15 protein-coding genes are annotated in these 19,321 nt (G+C 73.7%); 4 read left to right on the forward strand and 11 right to left on the reverse strand.

Annotation, left to right across the window (positions count from 1 at the left end; genetic code table 11):
• Positions 1 to 34: 34 nt before the first annotated feature.
• Both ACIOC0_RS00985 and ACIOC0_RS00990 read right to left on the reverse strand, forming a co-directional pair.
• Entirely contained in the window at positions 35 to 2,461 is a 2,427-nt protein-coding gene (locus tag ACIOC0_RS00985; RefSeq protein WP_402150693.1) for a SpoIIE family protein phosphatase, read from the reverse strand.
• Between the two features lie 339 nt (positions 2,462 to 2,800).
• A complete protein-coding gene (locus tag ACIOC0_RS00990; RefSeq protein ID WP_402150696.1) occupies positions 2,801 to 3,778 on the reverse strand; it encodes a helix-turn-helix transcriptional regulator in 978 nt (325 codons plus the stop codon).
• Positions 3,779 to 3,899: 121 nt separating this feature from the next.
• Between ACIOC0_RS00990 and ACIOC0_RS00995 the strand changes: the two genes are divergently transcribed.
• On the forward strand, positions 3,900 to 4,640 hold the full coding sequence (locus ACIOC0_RS00995; RefSeq protein ID WP_402150699.1) for an NIPSNAP family protein: 741 nt from the start codon (positions 3,900 to 3,902) through the stop codon (positions 4,638 to 4,640).
• Between the two features lie 25 nt (positions 4,641 to 4,665).
• Here ACIOC0_RS00995 and ACIOC0_RS01000 read toward each other — a convergent pair whose 3' ends face one another.
• Positions 4,666 to 6,183 carry a hypothetical protein gene (locus tag ACIOC0_RS01000; RefSeq protein ID WP_402150701.1) on the reverse strand — a complete coding sequence of 506 codons (1,518 nt, stop codon included), beginning with the start codon at positions 6,181 to 6,183 and terminating at the stop codon, positions 4,666 to 4,668.
• A gap of 193 nt (positions 6,184 to 6,376) precedes the next feature.
• Here ACIOC0_RS01000 and ACIOC0_RS01005 point away from each other — a divergent pair, with 193 nt between their 5' ends.
• The gene (locus ACIOC0_RS01005; protein WP_402150704.1) at positions 6,377 to 6,844 is read left to right on the forward strand and encodes a hypothetical protein; all 468 of its coding nucleotides are present in this window, start codon (positions 6,377 to 6,379) and stop codon (positions 6,842 to 6,844) included.
• Here the strand turns inward: ACIOC0_RS01005 and ACIOC0_RS01010 are convergent.
• The 7 genes from ACIOC0_RS01010 to ACIOC0_RS01040 form a co-directional block, all read right to left on the reverse strand.
• Positions 6,838 to 8,475, reverse strand: a complete 1,638-nt coding sequence (locus tag ACIOC0_RS01010; RefSeq protein ID WP_402150707.1) for a polyamine aminopropyltransferase — start codon at positions 8,473 to 8,475, stop codon at positions 6,838 to 6,840. The genes ACIOC0_RS01005 and ACIOC0_RS01010 overlap by 7 nt on opposite strands.
• A gap of 10 nt (positions 8,476 to 8,485) precedes the next feature.
• Positions 8,486 to 8,923, reverse strand: coding sequence for a DUF350 domain-containing protein (locus ACIOC0_RS01015; protein ID WP_130439986.1), 438 nt, complete (start codon positions 8,921 to 8,923; stop codon positions 8,486 to 8,488).
• Between the two features lie 55 nt (positions 8,924 to 8,978).
• Positions 8,979 to 9,383, reverse strand: a complete 405-nt coding sequence (locus ACIOC0_RS01020) for a DUF4247 domain-containing protein (RefSeq protein WP_402150709.1) — start codon at positions 9,381 to 9,383, stop codon at positions 8,979 to 8,981.
• Positions 9,380 to 9,913: a DUF2617 family protein gene (locus ACIOC0_RS01025; protein WP_402150712.1), complete on the reverse strand. Its 534-nt coding sequence runs from the start codon at positions 9,911 to 9,913 to the stop codon at positions 9,380 to 9,382. Before ACIOC0_RS01025 ends, ACIOC0_RS01020 begins: the two co-directional genes overlap by 4 nt.
• A gap of 164 nt (positions 9,914 to 10,077) precedes the next feature.
• The gene (locus ACIOC0_RS01030) at positions 10,078 to 11,367 is read right to left on the reverse strand and encodes a sugar ABC transporter permease (protein ID WP_402153116.1); all 1,290 of its coding nucleotides are present in this window, start codon (positions 11,365 to 11,367) and stop codon (positions 10,078 to 10,080) included.
• 5 nt (positions 11,368 to 11,372) lie between these two features.
• Entirely contained in the window at positions 11,373 to 12,155 is a 783-nt protein-coding gene (locus ACIOC0_RS01035) for an ATP-binding cassette domain-containing protein (RefSeq protein WP_389031133.1), read from the reverse strand.
• A gap of 74 nt (positions 12,156 to 12,229) precedes the next feature.
• Positions 12,230 to 13,336 carry a sugar ABC transporter substrate-binding protein gene (locus ACIOC0_RS01040; protein ID WP_402150714.1) on the reverse strand — a complete coding sequence of 369 codons (1,107 nt, stop codon included), beginning with the start codon at positions 13,334 to 13,336 and terminating at the stop codon, positions 12,230 to 12,232.
• 234 nt (positions 13,337 to 13,570) lie between these two features.
• Between ACIOC0_RS01040 and ACIOC0_RS01045 the strand changes: the two genes are divergently transcribed.
• Both ACIOC0_RS01045 and ACIOC0_RS01050 read left to right on the forward strand, forming a co-directional pair.
• Positions 13,571 to 16,114, forward strand: coding sequence for a SpoIIE family protein phosphatase (locus ACIOC0_RS01045; RefSeq protein WP_402150717.1), 2,544 nt, complete (start codon positions 13,571 to 13,573; stop codon positions 16,112 to 16,114).
• Entirely contained in the window at positions 16,111 to 17,208 is a 1,098-nt protein-coding gene (locus ACIOC0_RS01050; protein WP_402150720.1) for a substrate-binding domain-containing protein, read from the forward strand. The genes ACIOC0_RS01045 and ACIOC0_RS01050 overlap by 4 nt, the downstream gene beginning before the upstream one ends.
• A 29-nt stretch (positions 17,209 to 17,237) precedes the next feature.
• On the opposite strand, the gene ACIOC0_RS01055 is transcribed toward ACIOC0_RS01050, so the two are convergent.
• Positions 17,238 to 19,283, reverse strand: coding sequence for a SpoIIE family protein phosphatase (locus tag ACIOC0_RS01055; RefSeq protein WP_402150723.1), 2,046 nt, complete (start codon positions 19,281 to 19,283; stop codon positions 17,238 to 17,240).
• Positions 19,284 to 19,321 lie beyond the last annotated feature (38 nt).

Genomic DNA, 19,321 nt, shown 5'->3' on the forward strand with positions numbered 1-19,321 from the left:
GCCCACCGTGCCCGAAGGGCGCACCGAGTGGGAGTCAGCCCGTCGACAGCGACTGCTCCGCCCAGATCGTCTTGCCCCGGTAGGTGTGCCGGGCGCCCCAGCTGCTGCACAGCTGGGCGACCAGGAGCAGGCCCCGGCCGCCCTCGTCGTAGTCACGGGCCCGGCGCAGATGCGGTGAGGTGTTGCTCGCGTCGGACACCTCGCAGATCAGGCTGCGGTCCAGGATCAGACGCAGCTCGATGGGCGGCTCGCCGTACCGGATGGCGTTGGTGACCAGTTCGCTCACCACCAGCTCGGTGACGAACGATGCATCCTCCAGGCCCCATTCGAGCAGCTGCCGGGTGGCGCGGCTGCGGGTCTCGGCCACCGCCTCCGGCTCCGGCGTCACGTCCCAGGCGGCCACATGACGGGAGTCCAGGGCGTGCGTACGCGCCAGCAGCAGCGCCACGTCGTCGTCGGGCTTCTCCGGGAGCAGGGCCCGCAGCAGCGTGTCGCAGGTGTTCTCCAGGGAGGAGGTCGCCCGGCCCAGCACCTTCAGCATGATGTCGACGCCCTCGTCGATGTCCCGGCCCCGGGCCTCCACCAGACCGTCGGTGTAGAGCGCGAGCAGACTGTCCTCGGGCAGTTCGAACTCGGTGGCCTCGAACGGCAGACCGCCGAGCCCGAGCGGCGGCCCGGCCGGCAGGTCGAGCAGCTCCGGAGGTCTGCCGGGGGTGAGCAGCGCCGGCGTCGGGTGTCCGGCCCGCGCCATGCAGCAGTGCCGGCTGACCGGGTCGTACACGGCGTACAGGCAGGTGGCTCCGATGTCGGCGGCGCTGCCGGTCGGGTCGTCGCTCTCGGCGGACAGCCGGTTGACGAGATCGTCGAGGTGGGTCAGGAGCTCGTCGGGCGGCAGGTCGACGTCGGCCAGGGTCCGTACGGCGGTGCGCAGCCGGCCCATCGCGGCGGAGGCCTGGATGCCGTGCCCCACGACGTCGCCGACGACGAGCCCCACCCGCGCCCCGGACAGCGGGATGACGTCGAACCAGTCGCCGCCCACGCCGGTCTGCGCGGTGGCCGGCAGATAGCGGGTGGCGACCTCGACGGCGAGCTGCCGCGGGAGCCGCTGGGGCAGCAGGCTGCTCTGCAGGGTCAGGGCCGTGGCCCGCTCCCGTGAGTAGCGGCGGGCGTTGTCGATGCTGAGCGCGGCCCGGGCGGTGATCTCGTGGCAGAGCAGCAGGTCGTCCTGTTCGAAGGGGTCCGGGTGCCGGTGCCGGGAGAACGTCGCCACGCCGAGCGTGATGCCCCGTGCGCGCATGGGCACCGCCAGCACCGAGTGGAAGCCGAACCGGCGCATCTTCTCCGCCCGTTCCGGCGCCTCGGACGCCCACTTCGCCATGCCCGCCACGGTCACCTGGTGCATGGCGGCCTCTCCCGAGGCCAGGCACTCGGCAGCCGGCGAGGTGGACGGGTAGACGGCCACCGTGCCCAGCGGCACCACCGCCTCGGGGCAGCCGGGCAGCACCGACTGGTTGGCCACGCGGCGCAGCAGCACCGGACTGGGCAGCGCCTCCGCGCGCAGCTCCTGGTCGTCGTCGATGTCGGGCAGCAGGTCCACGGTGACGAAGTCCGCCAGCTGCCCCACGGCGACGTCGGCGAGCTCCTGGGCGGTGCGGGTCAGGTCCAGGGTGGTGCCGATGCGCACCCCGGCCTCGGCGACCAGGGCGAGCCGCTGTCTCGCCAGGTGCTCCTCGGTGGTGTCGTGCGCGGACAGCAGGACGCCCCGCACCGTGCCGTCCCCGTCCCGCACCGGAGCGAGCGACACCGACCACGCGCTCTCGTGCCGGTCGCCGGCCAGTCGCAGGGCGGCCCGCAGGTGCTGCTGCTCGCCGGTCTCGACGACCCGGCGCATCAGGCGCTCGGTGCGCTCGCTCTCCGGGTCCAGGACGATCTCCGAGACGCGCAGCCCCCGGATCTCGGCCTCCGTCAGGCCCAGTACGCGTTCCATGCCGGCGTTGGCCCGCAGCAGGTGCAGCCCGGTGTCGTAGAGCGCCATGGTGCACGGGGAGTGGACCATGGACCACCCGAGCAGGTGCTCCTCGTCGAACTCGGGACTGGAGGGGGGCATCGGCGCGACGATGAGCCACTCATGGCTCGCGGCGGGGCCGCTTTCGCGGCGGTGGGCGAGCAGACTGACCGCCAGGAGGTGGCCGTCGCGGTGCCGCAGGTTCACCGTGCCGTTCCAGCGGCTCGTGCCCACGACGGATCTCAGCGCCGGACCGGTGAGGCCGTCGGCGAGCAGCACGGTCGCCGGCCGCCCCGTGACCTCCGAGGCCCGGTACCCCACCAGTCGCTGCGCGCCCTCGCTCCATCCGGTCACCACACCGAACGCGTCCACGACCGCTCTCGCGGTGGTCGTGCCGCTGTCTGCCTGCGCCGGAGGCGCCGCAGGCCCGTTCCCGGTGGTTCCGGATCGCGTCATCGCGCCCATCCTGCCCTACAGCGGACGATAACCGACACATGGGGTACTTATTATAAAACCAAAAGATTATAATTACGTGCTCATGCCAATTTGGGGACGTCCCGGAGCGAAGGCGCGGGGATCCGGAGGACAAGGTGCCGGGTTCCAGCGGGGACTGCTCAGGACGCCGATCGTGCGCCACGCGTGCGGCTGCCGCCTGCACCGCCTCTTGCTCCCGCTGGTTCGGCCGACGGCCTCGGGCGCCCCGGCGACGCCGTGGAAGCGACCGCGCCAGCATGTCACGCGTCGCGCGGCCCGGCCAGAGCCGCGCACGAAGTGAGCGCCGCTCGGCCGGTTCCGTCACCGCAGTCCATAGGCCCGGGAGAGCACCTGGACCGTGGCCGCCATGGCCTCGCGCAGTTCGGGAGGCGCGAGGACCTCGACGTCGACGCCGAGCCGCAGCAGCTCGCCGCACGCGTGCTCGGTGCTCTCGGTCGGGATGACCGCCTCGATCCAGCCGTCGTCGCCCTCGGGGGTCGCGGTGGCCTCGACCGCCGCCATCACCTCCGCGGGGACGTTGTCGGGCAGGCGTCGGCGCCCCTGCCGGGACAGGCGGACGGTAGCTGTGCCGTTGTAGCGGCGGGTGCGGAACTCGTCCAGGTAGGAGGCCCAGTACGCGCCGAGGTCGAAGCCCTCCGGCCGGTCGAACCTCTCCTCGCTCGGCACCGCGTCGAGGACCTGGGCGACCCGGTAGGTCGCGGTCCCGCTCCCGCCGGCGGCGACGAGGTACCAGACGCCCGACTTCAGGACCAGGCCGTAGGGCCGGAGACGGCGGGTCACCTCCTGAGGGGCGCGCCAGCGGCGGTAGCGCACGTCCACCGCGCGCCGGGTGAGCACCGCGTCCACCAGCAGGGGGAGATGCGGCGTCTCCTCGGGCTCCCGGTACCAGCCGGGAGCGTCCAGGTGGAACACCGCCGCGGTCCGCGTCGCCTCCTCGCGCAGTTCCGCCGGCAACGCGGCCAGCAGCTTCAGGCGTGCCGCCGTCACCTCCGCCGTCAGCCCCAGGTCGGCGGCGGGGCCGGGCAGCCCGGCGAAGAACAGCGCCCGCGCCTCGCCCTCGCTCATCCCGGTGAGGCGGGTGCGATACCCGTCGAGCAGCTGGTAGCCGCCCCCGCGGCCCGGCAGCGCGTACACCGGCACCCCGGCGTCCTGCAGACGCGCCAGGTCCCGATAGGCGGTCCGCACCGACACCCCCAGCTCGTCGGCGATCCCCCGCGCTGACATACGGCTCCGGGACTGCAGCAGGAGCAGCAGGGACAGCAGGCGAGCGGCAGACATGCCGGCATTCTCCTCGGAAACCCTGACAGCACCTGGCACACGGCCGTCCTAGCGTCGACCCGGTCGCCGTCGAACGACCCGCGACCCGCGCCCGGAGCCCGAGCACCGAACAGGAGTCCCCGTGCCACCGACCCCCCTCGTCGTCCGCCCCGCCGTGCTGGAGCTGCGCCAGTACACCCTGCGTCCCGGCCGACGCGACGAGCTCATCGAGCTGTTCGACCGTGAGTTCGTCGAGACCCAGGAAGAGACCGGGATGGCCGTGCTCGGACAGTTCAGGGACGTCGGCGATCCCGACCGTTTCGTGTGGCTGCGGGGCTTCCCGGACATGGCGGCGCGCCGACGCGCACTGACGGACTTCTACGGCGGACCCGTGTGGGCCGAGCACGGTCCGCAGGCGAACGCCACCATGGTCGACTCCGACGACGTCCTCCTGCTGCGGCCCCTGACGACCGGGAGCGGCATCGAGGTCCTCCCCTCCGAGCGCCCCCGGCCCGGCGCTCCCGCCCCGGCCCGGCTCGTGACCGCCACCGTCTATTCCTTCCCTCCCGCACGGCAGGCCGGCGTCGAACTGGTCCGGGACGGACTCCTCCCCGCGCTCCGGGAGACGGGGCCCGCGCCTGTCGCCGCCCTGACCACCGAGACATCGCCGAACACCTTCCCCAGGCTGCCGGTGCGCACCGGGGAGAACGTCGTCGTGGTCATCGCCTCCTACCCCGACGCGAACGCGCACCGCCGCCACCTCACCGCGGTCCACGCCCACCCCCGCACCCGGAACGAGATCCTGCCCGGCATCGAGCGCGAGCAGACGGCGCCTCCCCAGCTGCTCCTGCTGTCCCCCACGGGCCGCTCGCTGATCTCCTGACCCCGTCCACCCATGCCCGGCCGCATCAGGGGATCAGCGACCGCATCACGGTGAGCGGCAGCGCCGGATTGGCGGCCGCCGCCTCAGCCACCGACTCGTCGGGGTCGGAGAGCAACTCCGTGACAACGCGCGGCGGCAGCGCCGGATGCGCGGCGGCCAGGGGCCGGGCCCGCCGGTCCGTCAGACAGGCGAGCAGCGCCGGGGCGCCGGCCCGGGGATGCCGGGCGATCTCGCGAAGCGCCTTGTGCACCGGCGGCTCGTGCCGGGCCAGCGTCTCCAACAGGGCGGCGGACGCGTCCGGGTTGAGCGCGGCCGGGGTGACGACGTGGATGCCGTGCCGGTCGACCATGGCGCGCAGCTGCTCCTCGGACAGGCCCGGGTGCGGGGCCACCGACTTGACCACCTTCGCGTCGGGGTCGGCCGCCAGCGCGTCACGGACGGCGGCCGGCAGGTCCCGCCGCTGGGCCACCATCATCCGCACCGCCGCGTCCGGGGACGCGGCCAGCTGCCCGACCTCCTCGGGCGAGGCCGGCGCGATCCGCGGCAGCAGCGTGGAGGCGATCCGCGCGGTCCCCGCCGGCGGCACGAGCACGTCGAGCGGCACGCGCGGATTGAGTGCGAGGGCACGGCGTACGTCCATGTCCTCGTCCTCGGCCAGCCGGCGCATCGACGTCTCGTCGACGGCGGGGTTCCGGGCGAGGTCCGCCCGGACGCCGGGGTCGGGGTCCGCCGCCAGACGCCGCGCCGCCTCGACCGGCAGGCCGGGGTGGGCCGCGAGGGCGCGGCGCAGCCGGTGATCGGGATGGCCGGCGAAGCCGGCGGCGGCCTCGGCGGGCGTGGCCGGGTTCGCCAGCGCAGCCCATCGGACGTCGTGCGACGCGGACGCGTGGGAGCCGTCGCAGGAGGCGTCCGGCGGCACGTCCCGGTCGGCGGGGCACGGGCCGTCGGGAGCCTGTGCGCCCGGCGCGTTCGGGCGGTCGCACACCGGGCACCGCTCCGCCGGGGCCAGTCCCTCGCCGTGGAGCAGCGCGGCGAGCACCGCAGGGGGCGTCGCCTCGTTGGCCGCGACGGCCCGGCGGACCTCGGTGTGCGGATGCGCCGCGAGCGGGGCGGCCACGCCCGGCTCCCGCGTCCACAGGGCCAGCTCCACCACGACCCCGACGTCCGGGTCCGCGGCGAGCCTCTCCGCCACGTCCGGCGGCAACCCGGGGCAGGCGGCCAGCTTCTCCCGGATGCGCACCTCCGGATCCGCCGCGAACATCCGTGGCCACTCCGGGCGTCCGAGGCCCTGGTCCAGCAACGCCAGTGCCGCGTGCGGCTGTTGGACCGGGTCCACGTCGGCCGCCGTCAACCGGCCCCCGTACGCGAGCGATACGCCGCCGTCGTCGACGCGGGAGAGCAGCGCGACCGCCTGGGCGCGGCTGAGGTCCTCGCGGTCGGTCAGGCGGCCGGCGAGCTCGGCGTCCGCGATCTCGATCAGCCGGTCGGTCAGCTCGCCGGGCAGGGCGGGGTTGACGGCGAGCCCGTTCACGACATGGTTCACGCCGGGCATCCTGCCGGGGCGGGACTCGAACTGCCTCTGTTTTTCGACTGGTTGGAGGAAGCCGGGCGGAAGGCGGCGGGTGGGAGAATCCGGGATCCGTTCGACAGGGGGCAACAGTCGTGCCGGGCCCGGAGGCAAGCGGCCCTCTTGCAGGACCGCGAAAAAGTTGACGGGGCGGAAGGAGGAGCGGGAGATGGTCGAATGGGTGCCGATGAGGGTGGGAGCCAGGCCCGTGCCCCCACCCCTCGCCACGCCGCTGGTGTGGGCGACGGCCTCCGGGGACGCGGTGGTCCTGCCGGCCGCCCACTACGCGCTGCTCGGGCCGGACCGCCCCGGGCCCGCGCTGGCCGCGCGGCGCCTGCTGGCGGCGCTGCTGGGACGCTGCGCCCGCTTCACCGCCGCCCCCGGCACGGCGCTGCTGTGCTGGCTGCTGCGCAACGGCTTCGCGCTCCCGCCGCCGGGCACCCTCACCTGGGCCGGACAGCGCGACGCCCTCCGGCTCGGCTGCCCGGGTGCGGCCACGCTCCTCGGCACCGCGCCGGCCCGCCTCCGCCACGCCCGTGCCGCCCACCGCCGTGCCCGCGCGCGGCACCCCGGCGACGCACCTCGACGACGGGACGCCCGGCCCCTGAACCGGCCTCCCCGGCCGACGGCTCAGTAGTTCTCCCACTCGTTCTGCACGTACTCCAGCACCGCCGGATCCATCAGCGTGCTCGGCCGTACGTCCTGGCGGCGGCGGTCCAGCGGGAACACGGTGGCCGCTTTCAGGACCGCGTCGTCCAGGTAGCGCAGCGGGGGAGTGTCCGGCGCGAGCCGCAGCGGCGGGGGAGCGGCGGTGCGGGGGGCGGCCAGGACGAAGCCCCAGTTGCCGAAGCTCGGCACGTCGATCTGGAACGGGGTGGTCGCGTAGCCCGCCGCCTCGATGGTCCTGTCGATCGACCAGTACGTCTTGGGCGCGAAGAACGGCGAACCGCTCTGCACCATCACCCTGCTGCGCGGAGTCAGGACCTGGCCGAGCAGATGGTAGAACTCCACCGAGTACAGCTTGGCCAGGGCGGCCGTGTCGGGGTCCGGAAAGTCGATGACGACCGCGTCGTACGTCCCGCGCGCGTCCCGCAGCCAGTTGAAGGCGTCGGCGTTGACGACCTTCACCCTCGGGTCGGTCAGCGAAGCGCCGTTCAGTTCCCGCAGCGGCCGGAAGTCACGCGCCAGCCGGGTCATCGCCGGGTCCAGCTCGACGAGGGTGACGTGCCGTACGTCGTCGTAGCGCAGCACCTCGCGCAGGGCGAGCCCGTCGCCGCCGCCCAGGACCAGGACGTCGCCACGGGGGCCGGACAGCGCGGGGTGGACGAGCGACTCGTGGTACCGGTACTCGTCGACGGAGCTGAACTGGAGGTCGCCGTTGAGGAACAGCCGCATGTCCGCCCCGCCCGTGAAGGAGGTGGAGCGGGTGACGACGATCTCCTGGTACGGGGTGGTCTCGGCGTGCACGATCGGGTCCTGGTACATCTGCTGGCGCGCCGTGACCTCCAGGTCGTCCGCGAACACGTACGCCGTGCCGAGCACCCCCAGGACCGCCGTCACGAAGGCGAGCAGACCGATCCGCACGCGCCGCCGGGTCTGCCGGCGGAAGATGAACACCACCACGATGACGCCGGCCACCGCGTTGACCGCGCCCACCACCAGCGCGCCCTTGAGCTGCCCGAACGTCGGCAGGAGCAGCAGCGGGAAGCACAGTCCGCCGACCAGGGCGCCGATGTAGTCCACGGCGAACATGTCGGCGACGGCGCTGCCCGCCTCCTGCCGGCGGATCCGCTGCAGCAGCGTCATCAACAGCGGGATCTCGGCCCCGATGAGCAGGCCGACCACCAGGGCGACGACGACCATCGCCGGGGTGTAGAGCCGCAGCCAGGCGAACGCCGCGTACAGCACCAGCACCGACAGTCCGCCGACCAGCGCCAGCATCCCCTCCACCAGTGCGAACGCCCCCACCGGGCGGCGGCGCAGCGGTTTGGCGGCGAGCGAGCCGACGCCCATCGCGAAGACCATCACGGAGATGACCACGGAGGTCTGCAGCACGGAGTTGCCGATGAGGTAGCTGCCCAGCGCGGTCAGCGCCAGCTCGTACACCAGGCCGCAGGCCGCGCAGAGGAAGACGGCGAACAGCAGCAGGAAACGCGCCCCGCGGGTGTGGCGAGGGGCCGGGGGACCGGCGGGGCCGGGACCGTGCGGGGCGTCGGCGGCGTCTGCGGGGACCGCGGCGGTGGCGGACGTGGATGCGGTGCCGGTCATGGGGCCTTGCCTAGGAGAGTGCCGCGCCGACCATGAAGGCGGTGCCGAGGTACATGCCGGCCTGGACCCAGGCGGCGGGGTGCGGGCGGTCCTCACGGTCGTCGAGGACGACGGCGCCCATCTGGCCGGGGGTGAGCAGGCCGATCACGATGCCGACGACCGTCATCACCAGCACTCCGGCCAGCCCGTACAGGAGCGTGCTCAGCAGACCCCTGCCGACTCCCTGCTCGGACTCGCTGGCCTGGATGGCCTCCATGATGACGAGGCCGACGGCGAGGGACTGGCTGCCCAGCAGGACGGCCGCGCCCCGGTTGCGGTCCGTCCACACGACGTGGAAGAGCTTGCCGGGCGTGACGAGGTCGAGGGCGATGAAGCCGACGGCCATCACCGCGAGGCCAACGACTCCGTAGAGCAGGGCCTGGCCGGTCGACTCGAGGATCTCGGTCACTGCGTTGCCTTTCTTCGAAGCGCGTCGGTGGGGCGGGAGGGGAGCCGGGCGGGTGTCACTTGCCTTCGCCGGGGCCGCCGCCCCGGAAGCTGGAACTGTTCGGGTCGGGCCAGAGGCCGAGGTGCCGACTGTGCCGCCGGTAGCCGTTGCGGTAGTCCTCGATCTCGATGCGGCTGCCGCTGCGGTACGGGGAGACGGTGACCATGTCGTCGCCGTAGCGCAGGAACTCCATGCGGTCGCCCGAGGCGCGGTCGAGCGCCGCGCGGTTGTGGTGGATGGCGTCGGCGACCTTGGCGGGCGCGCTGTGCGGGGCGATCCAGGCCGTTCCGCTGGAGGTGTACGTCTTCTTGATCCAGCCGAGCGGGACGCCGTTCTGTCCGTCGGAGGAGGAGCAGGCGGTCAGCAGGACCGCGGACAGCGTGGCAGCCATCCCCGCGCGGACGAGTCGGGCGCTTCTCATCGGGCCTCCAGCCGGGTGTACGTCGATACGATCTGGCCGTGCTGTGGGTACGTGTGCCAGGTGCGCCAGAGCAGCCCGGCGGCCGCCCGCGCGTCCGTCTCCGCGCTGTCCGGGTCCGTGCCGATCGCCTCCACGACCACCGCCGTCACCGCTTCCGGTGAGCCGGGGAAGACCCCGCACAGGCTGTTGGGGTCGGCGGCGACCAGGTCCAGGACGCGGGCCACCCGGGCGCTGAACTCCTCGGGGCCGAGCCGCCGGGTGTGCGCCCCGAACTCGTAGCTCCAACCGGGCAGTTCGCGGGTGTGGCTGTCCGGCAGGCCCCGGTCGGCCCCCTGGAGGCAGGCCACCGTCTCGCGTACGGGGCCGGCGAAGACCTGGTGGGAGGCACCGAGCAGGCGCAGCCGGACGTCGAGTCCGCCCACCCGCACCTCGCGTTCGGCGAGCGCGGGCCGTTCGGGCAGGTCCAGGGAGAAGCAGAGCTGATCCGCGTCCGTGTCCAGGTAGGGGGCATCCAGAGATACGGCATGCATTACGGAAAGCCCCCCGGTCGGATCTTGCGACAAGCGGCGCCGAGTATGGCACACGGGCTGCGGGGGGCTCTCACCCAGGGTGAGGAAGCGCCGGCTCCGCTCCCGCAGGTCAGGCCGTCGCACCGCCCCCGGTCAGGCCCGTCGCGCCTGTCGCGCGCCCCCGGTCAGGCCCTCCCGTGCGCCTCCTGCGAGCGTCGTGACAGCGAGTCGATGACGACCGCCGCGAACAGCACCCCGCCGGTGATCACGAACTGGACGGCGGTCGGGGTGTCCGTGATGGCCATGCCGGAGGCGATCGACTGGATGACCAGTATGCCCAGCACCGCCGACCAGGTCGTCCCGCGTCCCCCGTACAGGCTCGTGCCGCCGATGACGGCCGCGGCGATGGCGTTGATCAGCAGGACGCCCTGCCCCGAGCTCTGGCTCACCGACGTGATCCGCGAGGCCAGGAAGAGACCGCCGACGGCGGCCATGGTGCCCGAGATCGCGAGGACCGCCGTCTGCACCCGGGTGACGCTCAGGCTGGCGCGGCGGGCCGCCTCGAGGCTGCCGCCGAGCGCGTACACCTGGCGCCCGTAGTGGGTGCGGCGCAGCAGCACGTCCAGGCCGGCCACGATCACCAGGAAGATCAGCAGGGCGAGCGGCAGGCCCTGGAAGCGGTTGAGGAGATAGGCGATCGCGAAGGCGAGCACCGCGAGCCCTCCCGAGCGGACCGCGATGTCCCGCAGCGAGCGGTGGGGCATGCCGACGGCCCTGCGGCGGCGCCGGTCCCGGTCGGCCACCAGGAAGACGGCGCCCGCGGCGAGGGCGGCCACCCCGTAGGCGACGGCGTCATGGGTGAAGTAGTAGCTGGTCAGCCGGGCGACGAGCCCGTTCTCGTCGAGGTTGACGGTCCCGCTGTCGCCGAGGACGGACAGCATCAGCCCGTTCCAGGTGAGCAGTCCGGCCAGTGTGACCACGAACGCCGGCACCCTGGTCCGGGCGATGGAGTAGCCCTGGACCGTGCCCGCCAGGGTGCCCGCGAGCACCCCCATGACCAGGGCGAGCCACTCCGGCACCCCGTGCTGCACGTTGAGCACGGCGAAGACGACCGCAGCGAGGCCGCTGATCGAGCCGACGGACAGGTCGAGTTCGCCGAGCAGCAGCACGAAGACGATGCCGACCGCGATCAGCCCGGTGCCGACGATGTCGACGCTGAGGTTGGACAGGTTCCGCGGGGAGAGGAAGTTGTCGTTCATGGACTGGAAGACGATCCAGACGACGGCCAGGACCAGCACCACCGGGAGCGAGCCCACTTCGCCGGCGCTCAGCTTGCGCCGTACGGCCCCGGCCGCGCCCTCGGCGGCCCTCACCAGGGCGTGCCCGGCGCGCGGCGCGCGGGGTGCGGCGTCGCCCGCGACCGGTTCGGCCCGGGTACTGTCCGGGGTCTCTCGGGCCTCACGCCGGTCGCGCATGTTCTTCACCACCGCGCCTCCCGGGAGGCCGTCCTGCGGGGCATGTTCTGTGTGGCACCGGTGACGGAGGAGATGATCTGCTCCTGCGAGACGGTGTTCACGTCGAAGAAGCCGTTGTTGCGGCCGAGCCTGAGCACCGCCGCGCGGTCGGCGAGCGCCTTCACGTCGCCCATGTTGTGACTGATGAGCAGGACGCCCAGGCCGCGGTCGCGGAGCCGGTCGACGAGGTCGAGAACCTCGGTGGTCTGTTCGAAGCCCAGCGCCGCGGTCGGCTCGTCCAGCAGCAGCACGCGCGGTTCGGCCAGCAGCGAGCGGGCGATGGCGACGGTCTGCCGCTGGCCGCTGGAGAGCGAGACGACGGGGCCGCGCAGGTCGGGCAGCCGCCTGGTGAGCCGTTCCAGGAGCTGCCGGGTGCGGCGCTCCATCTCCACCTCGTCGAGGAACCCGTACCGGCGGATTTCGCGGCCGAGGAACAGGTTCGCGACGACGTCGAGGTTCCCGCACAGCGCGAGGTCCTGGTAGACGGTGGCGATACCGAGGTCGCGGGCGTCGTGCGGGCGGCGGATGTGGACCGCCCGGCCCTCCCACTCGATGACGCCCTTCTCCGCGGGGAGGACCCCGGAGATCACCTTGACCAGGGTGGACTTGCCGGCCCCGTTGTCCCCCAGCAGTGCCACGACCTGACCGGCGTGGATCTCCAGCTCGATGTCGGTGAGGACCTCGACGACGCCGAAGCGCTTGCACACGCCGCGCAGAGCCAGCAGTGGGGGGTCCGGCACGGACACCATCTCCTTTCCGGGGCGGCGCACGAGTGAGGCCGCTCCCGCCGCCGTCCTCGCGCGGGGCGCGTCCCGCCCTCGCGTCAGGTCAGTCCTGCCCGTTCGCAGGCGGCCCGCAGGTCCGGGACGCAGATCTGCCCGATCGTGTGGACTCCGCCCTTCACCACGGTCTCCTTGATGTTGTCGACGGTGACCGGCACGGGGGTGAGCAGCACGGCGGGGACGCTGTGCCCGTCGCTCGCGCGGACCTCGCCCGTTGCCGTCTCGGTGAGGCGCTCGCCGCGTGCCGCGGCCACCGCCATGGTCCCGCCGGCGGAGGCCTCCGGCTCGAACTGCTTCAGGACCGTCATGTACTGGTCGCCGCCCACGATCCGCCGCACCGCCCCGAGTTCGGCGTCCTGCCCGGTGACCGGGGGCAGCGGGGCCACCTTGTTCGCCTTCAGGGCGGAGACGCTCCCGGCGGCGAGACCGTCGTTGGCCGCGTACACCCCGTCGACGGCGTCCGCGCCGAGGCTCGACAGCGCGGCGGCCATGTTCGTGTTCGCGGCTTCGGGCCGCCACTGCGCGGTGTCGTAGGACTTGCCGATGCGCACCTTGCCGCGCAGCACGGACAGGGCGCCCTCCTTGAAGGACACCGCGTTGGGGTCGCTGGGGTCGCCGTTCATCATGACGATCTGGCCGCCGGGCACCTTGTCGCCCATGGCCCGCAGCAGCGCCCGGCCCTGGAGCCTGCCGACCTCCACGCCGTCGAAGGAGACGTAACCGGAGATCGGGCCGTGGGCGAGACGGTCGTAGGCGATGACGGGGATACCCGCACGCTGGGCCTGCGCGACGGTCGCGCCGAGCGAGCGGGCATCCACGGCGACGAGCACGATGGCGTCCACGCCCTTGGTGATCATCGAGTCCATCTGAGCCTGCTGGACGGCGACCTCGCCCCTGGCGTTGACGTGCTCGATCACGCAGTCGGCGCACAGCTCCTTGATCCGCTTCTCCAGCAGCGGCCGGTCCTGGGTCTCCCAGCGGGCCGTGGTGTTGTCCGGCAGCAGCACCGCGATCCTCGGCGCGTCGCCCCCACCGGATCCGTCCGCGGCCTTCGGTCCGCAGGCCGCGAGGGCGACGGCCGCCGACACCGCGGTCACGGCGGCGGCCGCCCCCCTGAGGCGGGGGGTGGGGTGGATGCGGGCCTTCATGTGATGCCTCCCTCGTCCGCCCTCGTCCTTCCTCGCGTGGCGTGGCCGGAGGGGCGCATGGGGCGGGATCGCGCTCACGGGACGGTTTCACAGGAGTGCCGGGCGGCCGCCGGGCGTCTGCCGTCGACGGCCATAGGGTGGAAATGTTCAGTTGGTCCGTATATGCGATTCTGGTGTCCGGGTGCCCCGTTCTCAACCCGGCACCTGCGGCATGGACGGGAGGTCGTAGCGGACATGCCTCACGACGGCGGCGCCCACGCCGGGGTCTCACAGCTGTGGGCGTCCGAGGCCGGCCCGGCGGACACCGGCGTCCGGCCCTCGGCGCGGACCTGCCCCGGGGAGTGGGCCCTGAAGTTCGCCGGTGCCACGCTGGCCGCGGTCTACGCGCTCGGCGCCGGCGCCGGAGAACTCGGGCTGGTCGACACGGCAGGCTCCTCCCTGCCCGGATCGCACCTGCCCGAGCGGCTGTCCCTGGCCGGCCGCTCGCCGGCCGCCCAGGCCTTCCGCACCGGCCGGCCGCTGTGGCTGAACCCCGAGGCGCTCTCCCTGTGCCCCGAGGGCGGCCCCGTCCCGCCCCGCGCGGGGGCCTCGCTCGGCGCACTGCCCCTCGGCGGGGACGGCCCCCGACGGGGCTGCCTGGTCGTCGTGGGGACACCCCCCGACGTCACGGACGGCTTCGAGCCCGAGCAGCGCCGCTTCCTGGAGCGGTACGCCGACGCCGTCACCGACCTGTTCCCTTCCGGCGACGGCCCGCCGCCGGCGCTGCTCGGACCTGCCCTGCGCAGCCTCGGCGTCGGCGCCTTCGCCCTGGTCCCCGACACCGGTCTGGTCGAGGCCGACGACACCCTCCTCGACCTGGTCGGCATCACCCCCGACGACTTCGACGGCAAGGCCGACACCCTGCTCGCGTACGCCCTGCCCGAGGACATGCACGCGCTGATGTCGGTCCTCGAACCGTCCGCCCAGACCTCCGGCCGGCGCGAACTGGAGTTCCGGGTCCGCTGCCCCACCGGGGAGACGCGCTGGCTGAGCATGAGCTGCCGGGTCGAACCCGCCGCCGGGGACCGGCTGGAGCGGGTGCTCGGCGTGGTCACCGCCACCCCGGTGCTGCCCCGCGGCACCGACGACGTCGCCCGCATCCAGTGGCTGACCGCCGCCCTCGACGAGGCCGTCACCGTCAGCGACGTCGGCCAGGTCGTCGTCGCCGCCCTGCGCGAGCCGCTGGGCGCGGACCACGTGGCGCTCGCCGCCCTCCAGGACGACCGCCTCATGGTCGCCCTGCTCGACCCGCCGCAGCCCGCCGCCTGGCCCGAGGCGTGGCGGGCGGAGTGGCGCAGCGAATGGCCCGACGCGCCCGTCCGCGCCCTGCCCACCCTGCGTTCCGCCCTCGCCGACGGCCGCATGGACCTGTGGCCGGCCGGCACCGCCCTGGAACCCGGCCTCGCCGAGGTCGGCGCCGGTGGACTGGCCGTCCTGCCGCTGCCCGCCAAGGGCCGCGTCGCCGGGGTCTGCGTCGTCGGCTGGGACCAGCCGCACGAGTTCGTGCCCGAGGAGCGCTCCCTGCTCACCGCCACCGCCGCCCTCGTCGGCCAGGCACTCAAACGCGCCCACGCCCACGACGCCGAGCAGGAACTCGCGACGATGCTCCAGCGCAGCCTGCTGCCCCGACGGCTGCCCGAACTGCCCGGCGGGGCCGCCGTCGCCCGCTATCTGCCCGCCCGGCGCGGCCTCCAGGTCGGCGGCGACTGGTACGACGTCATCGCCCTGTCCGAGGACCGGGTCGCGCTGGTCATCGGCGACGTACAGGGCCACAGCGCCGGCGCCGCCACCATCATGGGCCAGATGCGCACCGCCGTCCGCGCGTACGCCATGGAGGGCCACCCGCCCGACGTGGTCGTCTCCCACGCCAACCGCCTCCTCGTCGGCATGGAGACCGACCTCTTCGCGACCTGCTGCTACGTCGAACTCGACATGGAGGAGGGCACCACCCTGGTCGTGCGGGCCGGGCACCTCTCCCCGCTGGTGCGCCGCCCCGACGGCACGGCCGAGGAGGTGGAGGTCGAGGGAGGCCCCCCGCTGGGCGTGGTCGCCGAGGCGGACTTCCCCATGACCGCCGTCGAACTGGCCCCCGGCACCGTCCTCACCCTGATCACCGACGGCCTCGTCGAGGCCGCCGACCTCCCCCTGGACGAGGGCATGCGGCGCACCCGCGTCGCGCTCGCCGCCGCCGATCCCGCCGACCTCGGGCGCACGGCCGACGACCTGCTCGGCGACATCGGCCGGCGCGAGGACGACGTGGCGCTGCTCCTGCTGCGCTACGACGGCATGAAGACCCGGCCGATCCGGTCCGGCTGGATGGTCTGGCGTCTCCCCGACGCCGTCATGCACGCCCGCCGCTTCACCGCCCGCACCCTGCGCCGCTGGAAGGTCGGGGAGGCGGCCGACGCCGTCCTCCTCGTCGTCTCCGAACTCGTCACCAACGCCCTGGTGCACACCCAGGGTTCGGTCCGGCTGGACCTGATGCTGCGCGGGGACCGGCTGCGCGTCTCGGTGAGCGACTCCTCGCCGCGTGCCCCCGCCAAACCGGTGATCGTGGACTGGGAGTCCACCGGCGGCCGGGGTCTGCTGCTGGTCGAGGCGATGTCGGAGTCCTTCGGGTCGGTGCCGGTGGCCGGCGGCAAACAGGTCTACTGCGAGATCTCCGTGCCGCCGTCGCCCGACGGCGAGCCCGCTGGGGCCGGCGACGGATCCCGCCCGCACCCGGGAGGTCCGCCGTGAGAGCCCGCGCCCGGCACCTCGCCGCGACCCTCGCCGCCGCGCTGATGATCGTGTCCCTGACCTCGTGCGGGGGAGAGGAGGAGTCACGCGCGGACGGCTTCGCCGTGGGCCTGCTCCTCCCCAACCGGGTGACGCCCCGCTGGGAGAACCAGGACAAACCGCTGATCGAGAAGCGGGTGAAGGAGCTGTGCCCCAGCTGCACCATGGAGCACGCCAACGCCGAGGGCGACGTCACACGGCAGCGGCAGCAGATGCTCTCCATGATCACCAAGGGGGTCAGGGTCCTCATCCTCGACGCCGCCGACACCAGGGCGCTGCGCTCCTCGATCCAGGAGGCCCGCAGTGCGGGCGTCCCGGTCCTCGCCTACGACCGGCTCGCCGAGGGCCCGATCTCCGGCTTCGTCAGCTTCGACGGGGCGCGCATCGGCCGGCTCCAGGGCGAGGCGCTGCTCGGCGCGGTCGACGCGAAACGCCCCACGGGCTCCGCCGACAAGGCGAGCGTCGTCATGATGAACGGCGACCCCACCAGCGCCAACGCCGCCTGGTTCCGCAAGGGCGCGCTGTCCGTCCTGACCGGCCGGGTGCGCATCGCCCGGTCGTACGACACCGAGGGCTGGACCGCGCAGAACGCCCACACCGACATGACGGCGGCCCTCGCGGCCCTCGGCGCCGCCCGGATCGACGGCGTCCTCGCCGCCAACGACGCCCTGGCGTCCGGTGTCATCTCCGCGCTCAAGAACGCCGGCGTCGCCGAACTGCCGCCCGTCACCGGCCAGGACGCCGACCTGGACGCCGTGCAGCGCATCGTCAAGGGCGAGCAGTACATGACGGTCTACAAGCCCTTCAAGAAGGAGGCCGACGCGGCCGCGGCCATGGCCGTCGCCCTCGGCCGCGGCCGGGACCCGAGCAAGGTCGCCACGACGACCGTCGACAGCCCCACCGACCAGGCCATCCCGGCCGTGCTGCTCAGCGCCACCCCGGTGACCGCGCGCACCGTCAAGCGTGCCCTCGTCGACTCCGGCGCCTACACCGTCGCCCAGATCTGCACCCGGCAGCTGCGGACCGCCTGCGACCGGGCGGGGCTCCTCGACTGAGGTCCCCGCACGCCCGGGGAGGCGGGCGCTCAGCTCCGGGTGCGGACCAGCAGGAGCGCCACGTCGTCGTCGGGCTCCGGGCGCAGCGCGTCCAGCAGGGCGTCGCTCGTGCGCTCCAGGCTCGGAGCGGGGCTGCACAGAAGGCGGGTCAGCGTGCCGAGGCCGGCGTCGATCGGCTCGGCCCGGTTCTCCACCAGCCCGTCGGTGTACAGGGCCAGCAGCGAACCCGGCGGCAGTTCGAGCTCCACGGTGCCGAAGTCCACCCCGCCCACCCCCAGCGGCACTCCGCCCGGCACATCGACGAGCCGTGCCTCGCCCCCCGCCGAGGCCAGTACCGGCGGCAGATGACCGGCGCTCGACAGCGCGCAACTGCCGACCCGCAGATCACACACCGCGTACACACAGGTGGCGATGGCGTCACCGAGCGAGCCGGCGATGTCGTCGAGGTGCCGCAGCAGCTCGGCCGGCGGCAGGTCCAGCCGGGCCAGCGCCCGGGTGGCCGTGCTCAACTGCCCCATGATCGCGGCGGCTTGGACACCCTTGCCCATGACGTCCCCCACCACGAGCCCGGTCCGTCCGGGCCCCAGCGGCAGCACGTCGTACCAGTCGCCGCCGACCTCGCTCAGCGCCGGCCGGTAGCGGGCGGAGATGTCCAGGCCCTCCCGCCGGGCCGGTGCGGAGGGCAGCAGACTGCGTTGCAGGGTCAGGGCGGTGGCGCGCTCGCGGCCGTAGAGGCGGGCGTTGTCGATGGAGATCGCGGCCCGGGCGGCGATCTCCGCGGCGAGGACACGGTCCTGCTCGTCGAAGGGCGACTCGTTGACCGTGCGGTACAGGCTGAGCGTGCCGAGCACCTTGCCCCGCGCCAGCAACGGCAGCGCCATGTACGAGTGCACGCCCGCCTCGTGCAGCGCCTGCGCGGCGCGCGCGTCCCGGGCGATGCGCCGCATGGTCCGCCCGTCCACGCGCTCGACGAGCACCGGACGGGCCTCGCGGACGCACTGGGTGATGATCCGTGAGGGGCCGTAGGTGGCCAGCTCGCCGACCGGGTCGGCGGCGTGGATGGCGTCGGTGGCGTACCCGGCCGCCACCGCCAGCGCCCGGAACTCCGCGGGGGCGTCGCCGCTGACGGGCGTGATCGTCTCGTGCGCGACGACCGACTCCAGGATGTCGACGGCGGCCAGGTCGGCCACGTGCGGCACGGCCACCCCGGCGAGCTCCCGCGCGGTCTGCTGGAGGTCCAGCGTGGTGCCGATCCGCACCCCGGCGTCCGCGAGCACCGACAGCCGCTGCCGCGCCTGGGCGATCTCGGTGGCCGCCTGCTGGCGTTCGGTGACGTCCAGGACGGCCATCGCGAGACCGAGGACCCTGCCGTTGGTGTCCTCGATGCGGTGGTACGACTCCGAGTACGCGCGCTCCCGGGCGTCCCCCGCCGTCCGCCCGACCGTCTGCTGGTCCAGCAGGGGCCTGCCGGTCGCCAGGACGTGCCGCATCCGGTTCTCTATGGCCTCGACGTCCAGGTCGGGCAGCACCTCGCCCACCCGGCGGCCCACCACGGCCGACTCCGGCAGGCCGTTGATGCGCTCCAGCGCCGGGTTGACGCCCACCCAGCGCAGGTCGTTGTCGAAGACGGCGATGCCCAGCGGAGTCTGGTTGACGAGGCTGTGGGAGAGGGCCAGGTCCCGCTCCACCAGCCGCACGGTCCGCGCGTCCGTCGCCAGCCCGAGCAGATGGGGCCGGCCTTCGGTGTCCAGCAGACGCATCGTGCGGAACTCCACGGCGCGTTCGGTGCCGTCCCGGTGCCGCAGCGGGAACACGCCCGCCCACCGGGCGCCCGAGCGGACCTGGGCGAACAGATCCCGGACCTTCTGCCGGTTCTCGGGAGCGACCAGCAGCAGGTCACCGCGCTGCCCGAGCGCCTCCTCGGCCGGGTAGCCGAGCAGCTGCTCGATCTCGGGGCTCCACAGCGCGATGTTCCCCACCGCGTCCAGGACCACCGCGGCGACCTTGAGGAGGTCCAGCAGCCCGCTGGGCGCCGCCGTGATCTCGTCACCGCCCTCGGTCACATCCCCGTACATACGAGCCGCTCCCTCCGGCACGCCGGCGCGGCGAGGGG

This window comes from Streptomyces sp. NPDC088254 (genome assembly GCF_044740925.1).
Classification (GTDB): domain Bacteria; phylum Actinomycetota; class Actinomycetes; order Streptomycetales; family Streptomycetaceae; genus Streptomyces.